Genomic DNA, 12772 nt, shown 5'->3' with positions numbered 1-12772 from the left:
AAGGCGAGGGTAGCCGCGGCCATCCCCCGGCTCGACGGATGCCGTCAGACCTGCGCCGTGACGGCCTCACCGCTGCTGGCCGCGTCGGCCGCGGCCACTTGGCTCTCCTTGGCGTCCTTGAGCGTCGGCGGCGCCGCGAAGTGGCAGGCGGTGAAGTGCCCGTCGGCCAGGCGTCGGAGCGGCGGCTCCTCCTGGGCGCAGATGTCCTGGGCCTTCCAGCAACGGGTACGGAACCGGCACCCCGACGGTGGGTCGATGGGGCTGGGCACGTCACCGAAGAGCCGGATGCGCTCTCTCCGGCCGCCGACCCGCGCCTGCTGCATGTCCGGAACCGCCGACAGGAGCGCCTGGGTGTACGGGTGGTGCGGCTGCTTGTAGAGCCGGTCCCGATCGGCGATCTCGACGATCTTGCCGAGGTACATCACCGCTACCTGCGGGCAGAAGTGCCGGACCACGGCGAGATCGTGGGCGATGAACAGGAAGGAGATCCCGAACTCCTTCTGGAGGTCCTCCAGAAGGTTCATCACCTGCGCCTGGATCGAGACGTCGAGCGCGCTCACCGGCTCGTCAGCGACGATCAGCTTCGGTCGAACAGCCAACGCGCGAGCGATGCCGATGCGCTGGCGCTGCCCACCGGAGAACTCGCCCGGGTAGCGGTTGGAGTGCTCGGGGTTGAGCCCGACGACCTCCAGCAGCTCCCGCACCTGGGATTCGATCTTGTTCTTCGGGACGATGTTGTGGACCCGCAGCGGCGTCGCGATGATCGAGCCGACGGTGTGGCGCGGGTTGAGGGACGAGTACGGGTCCTGGAAGATCATCTGGATCTCACGCCGGTAGGGCATGAGCTCCTTCTGCGACAGGTACGCGATATCGGTGCCCTCGAACCGGATGTGCCCGCTGCTCGGGTCGAGCAGCCGGGTCACCAGACGTCCCGTCGTGGACTTGCCGCAGCCTGACTCCCCGACCAGGCCGAGGGACGTCCCGCGACCGACCGTGAAGGACACCCCGTCGACGGCTCGAACCTGCCCGACCACCCGCCGGAACACGCCGCCCGACCGGACCGGGAAGTGCTTGACGAGATTCTCCACCTCGAGAAGCGGCGGGTCGCCGGCCGTGGACGACTGCGAGGGTGCGGTCGAGGTGTTGGTCATGTCAGCTCCCCTCTCACCTGATACGCGGCTCGATCTCGTCGACGAAGATCTCGTCCGGGTTGGGCAGATGACAACGAACGAGATGGCCGGGACCTCGCGTGCTCGTCCGCAGATCGGGCAGGACTTCGGAGCATCGCTCGTCTGGAAGTCGCTCGGCGTACGGGCACCGAGGGTGGAACGAGCAACCAGTCGGAAGGTTGATCAAGCTCGGAGGGGTACCACTGATCGGGGTGAGGCGCTTCTCCGGGTCACGGTCGAGATGGGGGGCGCTGGTGAGCAGGCCCCACGTGTAGGGGTGCTGAGGCCGCGTCAGGATCTCCTTAGTGGGCCCGTACTCGACACAGCGACCGGCGTACATCACCAGCACGTCGTCAGCCACCTCGGCCACCACCCCGAGGTCGTGGGTGATGATGATGATGGCCGAGCCGTACTCCTGTTGCAGGTCTTGCAGCAGGTCCAGGATCTGCGCCTGGACGGTGACGTCGAGGGCGGTGGTCGGCTCGTCGGCGATGAGCAGCTGCGGGTTGTTGACCAGGGCCATCGCGATCATGGCTCGCTGGCGCATACCGCCGGAGAACTGGTGCGGGTAGTCGTCGGCCCGGCGCCTCGCCTGAGGGATGCCCACCCGCTCCAGCATCTCGATCGCACGGGCACGAGCCTCGGCCTTGGATGCCTTGTGGTGGGCGAGGTAGGCCTCGGCGATCTGGTCTCCGACCGTGTAGAAGGGGTGGAGACTGGAGAGCGGGTCCTGGAAGATCATCGACACGGCGTTGCCGCGGATCCTGCGCATCCTCTCGTCGTCGACGCCCACCAGCTCGGTGCCTTGGAGTCGGATGCTCCCCGTGATCTTCGTGCGGCGAGGGTCGTGGAGACCCATGATCGCCATGCTGGACACGCTCTTGCCCGATCCCGACTCGCCCACGATGCCCAGCGTCCGGCCGAGCTCGACCTCGTAGCTGAGGCCGTTGACCGCGCTGACCAGCCCATCGGCCGTCGGGAACTGCACGGTGAGGTCCTCGACGACGAGGAAGGGATCGCGTGTGTTCGTGGTCTGGTTCATGCTCATACGAGTCGGACCCGCGGGTCGAGGAAGCTGTAGACGACGTCGATGATGATGTTGAGCGCGACAAGGAGGAACGACGCGTACATCACCGAGCCCATGATCAACGGCAGGTCACCGACGCCGAAGGCGTCGAGAGCCTGAAGGCCGAGCCCCTGCACGTCGAAGATGCGCTCGGTGAAGATCGTGCCGGCCAGCAGACCGGCCAAGTCAAGTCCCAGGATGGTGACGACGGAGGTCAAGCCCGCGCGCAGCGCGTGCTTGAAGTGCACCTTGTTCCGACTGAGGCCCTTGGCCCGAGCGGTGCGCACGAAGTCCTCGCCCAGCGCCTCCACCATCGCCGCCCGGGTGTATCGGGCGTACTGGGTCGCGTAGACGATGCCGAGAACCAACCAGGGCAGAAGGAGACCCTTGAACCACTCCGCCGGGTTCTCCGTGAGCGGCGTGTAGCCGGTACGCGGGAAGATCTCGTACTGGATGGTGAGGTAGATGGCCGCGAGGAGAGCGACGAGGTAGTAGGGGAAGGACGTCATCACCAACGAGCCACTGACGAGCGCCTTGTCCCACGGCGTCCCGCGGTGGATGGCGGCGAGGGCCCCTGAGGTGACACCGACGACGAGGAAGACCACCATCGCGCCCAGTGCGACCGAGACGGTCACGGGGATCTTCTCGATGATCATGTCGGTGACGGGCTGGTCAGCGGTGAACGAATAGCCCAAGCACGGCGCCGGGCACTCCTTCACGAAGCCGCCGGAGTGGATGTCGCGACCGGTGAAGATGCCGCCGAAGTACTCGACGAACTGCTGAGGGACCGGCTTGTCCAGTGACAGGCTCCTGCGGATGTCCGCGAGTCGGTCGGGCGTGCAGTTCCGGTCACCGCACATCGCGTACTCGGGCCGGGAGGGCCCGAGGAAGAACAAGGCGAACGAGACGACCATCACCACGAGCACCACGCTGAGGCCCGCGATGATGCGTCGTACCAGGTATCCGAACACCGCTGACCACTCTCCTCTGCTGCCGTCCCCTCGGTGACCTTGGCATTGGGGGTGGGGACGATCCGCTCGTCCCCACCCCCAACATGCGTGGCCCGACCCCTACTGCTTGGCGTACAGCTTCGTGTAGTCCGGCCCGCCGCCGTAGACGTCGAGGACGACGCCACCGACCTTCGAGCCGTGGAGGAAGTTGGTCTTGCCGTAGTGGGTGGGGATGACCGGGAGGTACTTCTCCATGAGCATCTTGTCGAGCTTGGCCCACTCAGCGGGCTGTTCCTCGATGGGCAGAGAGCCGATGCGGTCGATCTCGGAGTTGACCTCAGGCTCGTTGAGGAACGACTTGTTCGGCGCGCTGTTGGGGTTCAGCTCGATCAGACGCCCGTCGAAGATCGCCGGGAACACCGTGGTCGCCGACGGCCAGTCCAGGCACCAACCCAGAATGCGGATGTTGGTCTCGGAGTTCGGGTTGTCCATGTCCGCCCGGCGCTGGTCACGCGGCATCGGGATGGCGCGGGTCTTGAAGCCAGCCGCCTGCAGCTTCTCCTCCCGCACCGCCGACACCTGAGCCGCGATCTCGTCGTCGTTGGCGTAGGACCAGACGATCTCGAAGCCCAGGTGACCGGACTCCTCCAGCATCTTGCGGGCCTTCTCCGGGTCACCATCGCCCTTGGCGCCGTTGCCGATCACGTCGAAGTTCTGCCAGCCGGGGGTCACCTTCGGCAGGATCGTGGTCGCCGGCTCGTAGGTGAACGGGCTGTCACCCGCGGCCTTGTGCAGCGCGTCGTGCGGCCAGGCCACCGCCAGCGCCCGACGCACCTCCAGCGGGATCCGACGGGTGTCGAGGTAGACGAAGAAGGTGCAGGTGCCGGGTCCCGTGAGCATCCGCTCCTCGGGCTCCTTGTTCTGGATCTTCGGCAGCAGCGAGGCGTCCACCCCGTCGTAGGTGATCGCGTACTGGTCCGGGCCCTTGTCAGCGATCAGCTGCTCCTGCAACTTGATCGGGTCCTGCCCGAACTTGAACACGAACTTGTCGACGTACTGGTGACGAGCCGGGTCGGTGTTCGGGTCCCAGTGCTCGTTCCTGGTGAGCACCAGCTGCTTGCCCTTCTGGTAGGACTCGAACTTGTACGGACCGGTCGCCAGCGGGTGGTTGCCGTAGTTCTCCTTGGTGTCCTTGTCCTCAGGGATCGGGGTGAACACCGGGAACGTCGTGTAGAACGGCAGGTCCGGGAACGGCTTGGCCATCTTCAACACGATGGTCTTGTCGTCCGGGGTCTCCACCCCGGCGTAGTCCGGACCGCCACCCTGCTCAGGCGACTTGAACGGACCCTTGTACTTGTCACCGTCGAGGAAGTACGTCTGCTGGTACGTCGGACCCGACGGCAGCTCCTCGGTCGCAAAGGAGCGCTTGACCGCGTAGGCGATGTCCTTCGACGTCACCGGGGTGCCGTCTTCGAACTTGATGCCGTCTTTGAGAGTGAACCGCCACTCGGTGAAGTCCTCGTTGTGCTGGCCCAGGTCCGTCGCCAGGTCCGGCACCAGGTAGTACTTGCCGTCCTCGCGCAGCTCCATCGCCGTCAGCGTCCGCGCCGTCAGACGCAGAACCGCCAAGACGTCGATGTAGTAGGCCCTGGTGGGGTCAAACGTCTCCGGAGCCGCCGACGTCAACGTGGTGATCGTCCCACCGCGCTGCGCGCCAGGAACGTCCTTGGCCGGACCCTTCGCGTCCGGGTCCAGCAGCACCTCGTACCCACCACCAGGCGAGGGGCTCGCGGAAGCAGCCTTCTGCTCCTGCTGCTCCTTCGCCCGCTCCGATGGGGTTGCCCCACCACCACAAGCGGCCACACCCAGCGCCACAACGCCGGCCACGGCCGCTAGTCGTCTCCAACGCATCGAAATATCTCTCCTTGCCTTTCTTTCCATCAGCCGGCCGCGCTGCGACGCGTCTTCGGATCGAACGCGTCGCGAATCGCGTCGCCCAGCAGGTTCAGCGCCAAGACGAGAACCAGGATGGCGAGAGCCGGTTGCCAGAAGTAGATCGGGTACGTCTCGTAGTAGCCGATCGCCGCGTTGATCGTCCGTCCCCATGACGGCGTGGGTTCGGTCAATCCGATCCCGAGGTAGGACAGCCCCGCCTCCGAGGCGATGTAGGAGGGGATGGCCAGCGACAGGAAGACGATGATCTGTCCTGTCAGGTTCGGAAGCAGCTCACGGAACAGGATCTGGCGCGTCGGCACTCCGATCGCGCGGGCGGCCTGGATGAACTCCCGCTCCCGCAAGGACAGCACCTCGGCGCGGATGAGCCGGGCCAGCTGCGTCCAGCCGAAGAGCGCGAAGATGCCGACCAGGGTCCACAACCGCACCTTCGAGATGACCGCGCCATCCGAGGGGAACCTCGTCTCGATGACCGGGGCGAGAGCGACCACGACGAGCAGAAGCGGAAGGGACAGCAGCAGGTCGATCACCCACGAGATGGCCCGGTCGACCCATCCACCGAGGAACCCGGCCAGCATCCCCATCGCCACGCCGATGACCGTGGCGATGACCGAGGCGCTGACGGCGACGATGAGTGACGGACGCGCTCCGTGAATCCACCGCGCGAACAGGTCGCGCCCCAGCCGGGGCTCCAGCCCGAACGGGTGCTCCGCACTGGGATTGACGGTCGGGAACCCGTACTCGTCGATCAGGTCTTGGTTGAGCTTGTAGGGGTCGGTGTGGGTGACCGCGGTGATGACGTCGGCGAAGATCGCGATCAGGACGAAGAAGAGCACCACGATCGCGCAGATGATGGCGATCTTGTCTTTGCGGAGTCGCTCCAACGCGATCTGGGTCGGAGACTTGCTCTTCAGCGTCGGTGTGGTCTCCACCGACTGGCTCGCACCCGTTTCAAGCAGGGTCGGATCCGCCATGGAGTGCCGTATGCCTTCCTGCGAGAGCTCCCAGCAGCGATCGAGATCGCGATGCTCGATTCCTGCGACGCTTGACCATAGACGACAGACTTCGCTCGGCGACAGCATGTCCGCATTACGATTTGTAAACGCTTGCGGTCACGCTTCGTAGATTTTCCTGTGCGGAACGCCGTCACCCGACGTGGCGACACCCTCCCCTTGGCCCTGGCCTCCTCGCCGACTGGTCGCCCAACCCGATACGTGACCTTGCGATGACGCAAGGTCAGCTTCACGCCTTCTCGGGCTCGGCGTCGATGCCCGCCTCACGCCGCTGAGCGGCGCTGATCGGTGTGGGTGCCCCGGTGAGCGGGTCCGAACCCGACGCGGTCTTCGGGAAGGCGATGACGTCGCGGATGGACTCCACCCCGGCGAGCAGCGCACACAGCCGGTCCAGTCCGAGGGCGATGCCACCGTGAGGCGGGGGTCCGAACCGGAATGCCTCGAGCAGGAACCCGAACTGCTTGTTCGCGTCCTCTGGGCTCAGTCCAATGACGTCGAACACCCGGCACTGCATGTCGGCGCGGTGAATACGGATCGAGCCACCGCCGAGCTCGGTGCCGTTGAGGACGATGTCGTAGGCCTGGGACAGCGCGTTCTCCGGGTCCGTGTCGAACCGGTCGGCCCATTCGGGGGTCGGCGCCGTGAAGGGGTGGTGGACCGGTGTCCACCCGAACCCGTCCTCGGTCTCCACCCGCTCGAACATGGGTGCGTCGACCACCCAACAGAACTCCCACCGCGAACGGTCGATGAGCCCGCAGCGCTCGCCGATCTCGAGCCGCGCCGCGGCGAGCAGGTTGAGCGCCTCCGCCCGCGGACCGGCGGCGAAGAAGACGCAGTCGCCTGGCTTGGCGCCGGCGTGCTGAGCGAGTCCCGCGCGCTCGTCCTCACTGAGGTTACGGGCGACCGGTCCGCCGAGCTGGCCGTCCTCACCAACGAGGACGTAGGCCAAACCCTTGGCGCCATGCGAGCGGGCCCACTCCTGCCAGGCATCCAGCTCCTTGCGGCTCTGGCTGGCGCCGCCGGGCATGACCACCGCGCCCACGTGCCAGTGGGACTCGCTTCCGTCGCTGGGCGCGCGGAAGATCCGGAACTGGGTGTTGGCGAAGTACTCGGTGAAGTCCACGAGCTCGCAGCCGAAGCGGAGGTCGGGTCGGTCCGTGCCGAACCGACGCATCGCCTCGGCATAGGTCATCCGCCTGATCGGAGTCGGGATCTCGTACCCCAGGACGTCCTTCCAGATCCGGCTCAACACCTGCTCGGTGAGGGCCATCACGTCGTCGGCGGAACAGAAGGACATCTCGATGTCCAGCTGGGTGAACTCGGGCTGCCGGTCAGCCCGGAAGTCCTCGTCGCGGAAGCACCGAGCGATCTGGTAGTAGCGCTCGAGTCCGGCCACCATCAGCAGCTGCTTGAACAGCTGAGGCGACTGCGGCAACGCGTACCACGTCCCCGGCTGCAGACGCACCGGCACCAAGAAGTCGCGGGCACCCTCGGGCGTGGAGCGGGTGAGGTACGGCGTCTCGACATCGATGAAGCCGTGATGGTCCAAGACCTCGCGGATGAGGTGGTTGACCCGCGAGCGCATCCGCAGCAGCGACGCCATCTCGCGCCGACGCAGGTCGAGGTAGCGATAGCGGAGCCGGGTCTCCTCGTTGACGGGAGCCTGCTGCCAGTCCTCGATGGGGAAGGGCAGCGGATCCGCTGTGCTGAGAACCTCGACCTCGCTGGCCACCACTTCGACGTCACCCGTGGGCAGCTGCGGGTTCTCGTTCCCCTCCGGCCGGCGACGCACCTCGCCGACGATCCGCACGCACGACTCCGGACGCAGCCCGTGGGTGACCTCGGCGGCACCGGAGTCCACGGACGCGGGGACATCGACACCCGCGGCGCCTTGGGCGAGCTGCTCGTGGCGAATCACGACCTGGACCACGCCCGAGGCGTCACGCAGGTCGATGAACGCCACTCCCCCGTGGTCTCGACGCCGAGCCACCCAACCCGCGAGCGTCACCGTCTGGCCGACCTGGTCGACCCGGAGCGTGCCGGCTTCGTGCGAGCGGATCACGCCAATCTCTCCTTACCTTGTACTGGCCTTACCTTGTGCTGGCCACAACCATGGGCCGGACGTCTGGCCGACAAGTCGACAGCGGACACCGTCGACGCCGCCTCGCCCGGTCACGCCGCCCAGCTACATCGACAGGGCGTCACGAAGGGTCGGCAGGATCCGGTCGAGCTGGACCGTATTCTGCTCACCGCTGCGCAGGTTCTTCACCGCGACCGTGCCTTGCTCGAGCTCGCGGTCACCCAGGATGAGCGCGTACGCGGCACCCGACCGGCCCGCCGCCTTCATGGCGCCTTTGAGGCCCTGCCCGCCGTACGAGGTGTCCGCGCGGATCTCCGCCTGACGCAGGTCGCGCACCAGGATGGCGGCCCGCCGCCGTGCCGCGTCACCGAGCGGAACGACGTAGACGTCGCACCGGCTCTCGTCGCCGACGGCGAGGCCCTCGGCGCGCACCGCGAGGAGGGTCCGGTCCAGGCCGAGGCCGCATCCCACGCCAGGAAGGTCCGGGCCTCCGATCGTCGCCAGCAGGCCGTCGTAGCGGCCGCCGCCGCCGATCGACGACTGGGCGCCGAGATCGTCGTGGACGAACTCGAACGTCGTCCGCCGGTAGTAGTCCAGCCCGCGCACCAGGCGGGGCGCGTCCTCCCACGTCACACCGAGGTCCGCCAGGTACCCGCGCACCTGGTCGTGGAAGTCCTTGCACGCCCCGCACAAGTGGTCGATGATCAGCGGCGCGTCCCCCAGCTGCGCCTGGACCTCAGGACGCTTGTCGTCCAAGACCCGCATGGGGTTGATCTCCACCCGCCGGCGGGTGTCGTCATCGAGGTCGAGACCGCGCAAGAACTCCTGGAGCAGGCGCCGGTACGGCGGCCGGCACTCCTGGCAGCCGATGCTGTTGAGCAGCAGCCGGGCTCGCCGCAGGCCGAGCAGGCGGTGTGCCTCGGTCCCCAGCCAGATCACCTCAGCGTCCAGCATGGGGTCGTCGCTCCCGACGGTCTCCACCCCCACCTGGGTGTGCTGGCGATAGCGGCCCGACTGCGGCTGCTCGTAGCGGAAGTTCGGCCCGCAGTACCAGACCTTGACGGGGAGCTGACCGCGGTGGAGGCCACGCTCGACGATGGCCCGCAAGACCCCCGCCGTGCCTTCCGGCCGAAGCGTGAGCGAGCGGCCCGCGCGGTCTTCGAAGGTGTACATCTCCTTGGTGACGACGTCGGTGGACTCGCCGACACCTCGGACGAACAACGCCGTCTCCTCGAAGGTCGGCGTCTCGACGTACTCGTAGCCGGCCAGCCGTGGAGGGCGGGACAGGGCGTCACGCACCGCGAGCCACGCCGCCGACTGCGGAGGAACGATGTCGTAGGTGCCCTTGGGCGCCTGGAAGGTCATCAGTCGTGTCACCCGCTCGATGCTGGGCCGGGGACGAGGCCCTTCAGGAAGGGGTTGGTGTGGCGTTCCCGGCCGATGGTCGTCTGGTCGCCGTGGCCGGGCAGGACCACGATCCGGTCGTCCAGCGGCAGCACCTTCTCGGCGAGGCTGGCCAGCATGGCCGCGTGGTCACCGCCCGGCAGGTCGGTGCGTCCGATCGAGCCGGCGAAGAGCAGATCGCCCGAGAACATCACCTCGGGCACGTCCTCCACCGGCGCGCTCCACGCCAACGCTGAGCGTTCGCGCGCGGACCCCGGCTCGTAGGGAGTCCGGAACGTCACCGACCCGCTGGTATGGCCTGGGGTGTGGTCGACCCGAAAGGTGAGGCCGGCGAGCTCCAGGGTCGTCCCGTCCGTCAGCTCACGCACGTCGTCCGGCTCGGCGAATCGCTCACCGCCGCCGAGGAGCGCTCCCGCCCACTCCGGTGGGAGACCGGCGAAGGGGTCGCTCAGCAGCCTCCGGTCGGCGGGGTGGATCCAGCACACCGCGTCGTGGCTGCCGCAGACCGGGCGAACGGACCACATGTGGTCGAGGTGTCCATGGGTGAGGAGGACGGCGACCGGCTTGAGCCGGTACTCCCGGACGACGTCGGCGATCGCGGGCGCGGCGTCCTGCCCGGGGTCGATGACGACGCACTCCTCGCCACTCGCTGACGCCACGATGTAGCAGTTCGCGGCGAAGACTCCGGTCGGAAAGCCGGCGACGAGCACTACGTTGTCCTTCTCGCGACGTCGATGGTGGCGTGGTGACCTCGGAGCTGGAAGCGTACCGGCGGAGCGGACCGATCTGTGCACCGGCCAGGGCGAGCCGTGCACGGGTGGACAGCCCGTGAGCCGACGGGGGACCCTCGCGAACCGGCTGGACCACCTCCACGTTGGTATGCGCGAGGATGAGGGTCGGCAGGGCGCGATTGTGACCTCCGCCATTTAGACTTGCCAGCCGATCGTCGGACACCACTACGAGAGACAGGTCGTCGGTGGTTACGAAGAAGAAGCGCAGGCGCCAGCTCGCCCGACAGAAGTGGGAGCGCCAGCAGGCACGCCGCGCGCTGCGTCGGCAGCGAGCCCGCCGGCGCGCGATCATCGCGAGCGCGGTCGCGGGCGTGCTCGCGGTCGGAGCGGGGGGTTATGGGATCTTCGCCCTGGTCAGCGACGACAGTCCGGCCAGCGCGTCGCCAACGCCCACCTCGACCCCGGCTCGCTCCCCCTCGCCCAGCGCTTCCCGTTCGGCCAGCGCGTCCCCGTCGCCGTCGAGCACCCCGACCGCCACCGCGGCGGCGGCCGCGGCGCCCCGGCCGACCAAGCCTGGAGAATGCGTCTACGTCCCTTACGACGGACCCAACCAGAAGTCGTTCGGGCTGCCCGCCTCGAGCGCGCCCCGCACGGACGCAGTCGCCACGATCACCACCAACCGCGGCACCATCACCGTGGACTTGCTCGGCGAGGACGCCAGCTGCGCCGTCCATTCCTTCACATTCCTCGCCAACAAGGGCGCGTTCGACAACACCCCGTGCACCGGGCTGGCGGTGGAGCCGGCGCGGGCGCGGTACCTCGAGTGCGGTGACGTGACGGGCAGCGGCGACGGTGGGCCGGGCTACGTCTTCGGCAACGAGAACGACGACCGGCGTCAGTACGACGCGGGCTGGCTCGTGCTCGCCGACGGCGAGAATCGGAATGGGAGCCGGTTCTACATCACCTATGGTGAGTCCTCACGGTTCGATCACCGGGTGACGGCGTTCGGCAAGGTGCGGACCGGCCTCGACGTCGTGAGGGAGGTGGCCCGAGGCGGATTGGCACCCGGCTCGGACGACAACGGAGTCGGCCGTCCGGCGACCTCGATCGTCATCAAGGATGTCAAGGTCACGACGAAGTGATCTGCGACCAGGAGCGAGCAGTGAGCGGAACGGCAGAGGACCCCTGGGGCAGGGTCGCAGACGACGGAACGGTCTACGTCCGTACCGAATCCGGTGAGCGCGCCGTCGGATCCTGGCAGGTCGGCGACCCGGAAGGAGCGCTCGCCTTCTTCCGCCGCAAGTACGACGCCTTGGCCCTGGAGGTTGAGCTCCTCGCCTCCCGCGTCGAGAGCGGCATCCTGAGCTTGGACGAGGCGGCCGCCGCGGTGCGCCGGGAACGCCGCCACGTGGCCGAAGCCCAAGCCGTCGGCGACCTGGGCGCCCTTGAGCGTCGTCTGGCTCAGCTCGAGGAGCTGATCGCAGAACGTCGTGCCCAGCGTCGGGCCGAGCGCAAGCGCCAGCTGGAAGAGGCCCGGCAGACCAAGATGGCGATCGCCGAAGAGGCCGAGGCCATCTCCAGCGGCGGCGACTGGCGCCACGGGGTGGGCCGGTTCCGGGAGTTGCTCGAGCAGTGGAAGAGCCTTCCCCGGCTGGACAAGGCGACCGACGACGAGCTGTGGCGCCGCTTCTCCAGTGCCCGCACCGCCTACACCCGGCGTCGGAAGCAGTACTTCGCCGAGCTGAACGCCCGTCGCGAGGAGGCTCGGCAGATCAAGGAGGAGATCGCCGCCGAGGCCGAGACGCTCGCCGACTCCACCGAATGGAGCCGGGTGAGCGCTCGCTTCCGGGAGCTGATGCGGCGCTGGAAGGCCGCCGGCGCGGCACCGCGTGAGGCCGAGGAACAGCTGAGGAAACGCTTCCGAGCGGCGCAGGATCGTTTCTTCGCCGCACGCGCCCAGGCGTACGCCGAGCAGGACGCGGAGTACAAGGAGAACCTGGCGAAGAAGGAGGCGCTGCTCGCCGAGGCGGAGGCGCTCCTGCCGGTTCGCGACCACCGCAGTGCACGGGCGGCGTTCCGTGGAATCCTGCAACGCTGGGACGAGGTCGGGCGCGTCCCTCGGTCGGCCGTCCGCTCCATCGAGGCGCGCCTGCGGCGTGTTGAGGAGGCTATTCGAGCCGCCGAGGCCCGCGAGTGGCGACGGACGAACCCCGAGACTCGCATTCGCGCTCACAACACCTTGGAGCAGCTCCGGTCGTCCATCGCCGAGCTGGAGAACCAACTCGCGGACGCCCGTGCGCGGGGTGACGCGGAGGCCGAGCGGCGGGCCGAGGAGGCGCTGTCCGCCCGTCGCGCGTGGCTCGCCGAGGTGGAGAAGACCCTCAACGAGCTCTCGTCGGAGTAAGG

Annotated in this window: 10 protein-coding genes; 2 read left to right on the top strand and 8 right to left on the bottom strand. The window is 67.8% G+C overall.

The genetic code is table 11. The annotated features are described in order from the left end of the window. Window positions 1-44: 44 nt before the first annotated feature. The 8 genes from DFJ64_RS18460 to DFJ64_RS18425 all read right to left on the bottom strand — a co-directional run bounded on the left by DFJ64_RS18460 (window position 45) and on the right by DFJ64_RS18425 (window position 10345). Window positions 45-1151: an ABC transporter ATP-binding protein gene (locus tag DFJ64_RS18460; protein ID WP_115851572.1), complete on the bottom strand. Its 1107-nt coding sequence runs from the start codon at window positions 1149-1151 to the stop codon at window positions 45-47. 13 nt (window positions 1152-1164) lie between these two features. After that, window positions 1165-2211 (bottom strand): ABC transporter ATP-binding protein, encoded by a 1047-nt coding sequence (locus DFJ64_RS18455; RefSeq protein WP_115851571.1) that lies wholly within the window; start codon window positions 2209-2211, stop codon window positions 1165-1167. A 2-nt stretch (window positions 2212-2213) separates the two neighbouring features. Then, the gene (locus DFJ64_RS18450) at window positions 2214-3206 is read right to left on the bottom strand and encodes an ABC transporter permease (protein ID WP_115851570.1); all 993 of its coding nucleotides are present in this window, start codon (window positions 3204-3206) and stop codon (window positions 2214-2216) included. Between the two features lie 99 nt (window positions 3207-3305). Then, window positions 3306-5096, bottom strand: a complete 1791-nt coding sequence (locus DFJ64_RS18445) for an ABC transporter substrate-binding protein (RefSeq protein WP_115850934.1) — start codon at window positions 5094-5096, stop codon at window positions 3306-3308. A 29-nt stretch (window positions 5097-5125) separates the two neighbouring features. Further along, a complete protein-coding gene (locus DFJ64_RS18440; RefSeq protein WP_115851568.1) occupies window positions 5126-6112 on the bottom strand; it encodes an ABC transporter permease in 987 nt (328 codons plus the stop codon). A gap of 268 nt (window positions 6113-6380) precedes the next feature. Beyond that, a complete protein-coding gene (gene aspS / locus DFJ64_RS18435) occupies window positions 6381-8213 on the bottom strand; it encodes an aspartate--tRNA ligase (RefSeq protein ID WP_115851567.1) in 1833 nt (610 codons plus the stop codon). 123 nt (window positions 8214-8336) lie between these two features. Beyond that, complete coding sequence (hisS, locus tag DFJ64_RS18430; protein ID WP_245941228.1) at window positions 8337-9608, bottom strand: histidine--tRNA ligase; 1272 nt, start codon at window positions 9606-9608, stop codon at window positions 8337-8339. Beyond that, window positions 9605-10345, bottom strand: a complete 741-nt coding sequence (locus DFJ64_RS18425) for an MBL fold metallo-hydrolase (RefSeq protein ID WP_115851566.1) — start codon at window positions 10343-10345, stop codon at window positions 9605-9607. Before DFJ64_RS18425 ends, hisS begins: the two co-directional genes overlap by 4 nt. Before the next feature lie 266 nt (window positions 10346-10611). On the opposite strand from DFJ64_RS18425, the gene DFJ64_RS18420 reads away from it, so the two are divergent. Further along, window positions 10612-11508, top strand: coding sequence for a peptidylprolyl isomerase (locus tag DFJ64_RS18420; protein WP_115851565.1), 897 nt, complete (start codon window positions 10612-10614; stop codon window positions 11506-11508). 20 nt (window positions 11509-11528) lie between these two features. Continuing rightward, the gene (locus DFJ64_RS18415; RefSeq protein WP_245941226.1) at window positions 11529-12770 is read left to right on the top strand and encodes a DUF349 domain-containing protein; all 1242 of its coding nucleotides are present in this window, start codon (window positions 11529-11531) and stop codon (window positions 12768-12770) included. Window positions 12771-12772: the final 2 nt, after the last annotated feature.

The sequence above is a fragment of the Thermasporomyces composti genome (assembly GCF_003386795.1).
GTDB lineage: Bacteria > Actinomycetota > Actinomycetes > Propionibacteriales > Actinopolymorphaceae > Thermasporomyces > Thermasporomyces composti.
Note: the sequence above shows the minus strand (reverse complement) of the source record. Positions and strands in the feature narration are given on the sequence as shown.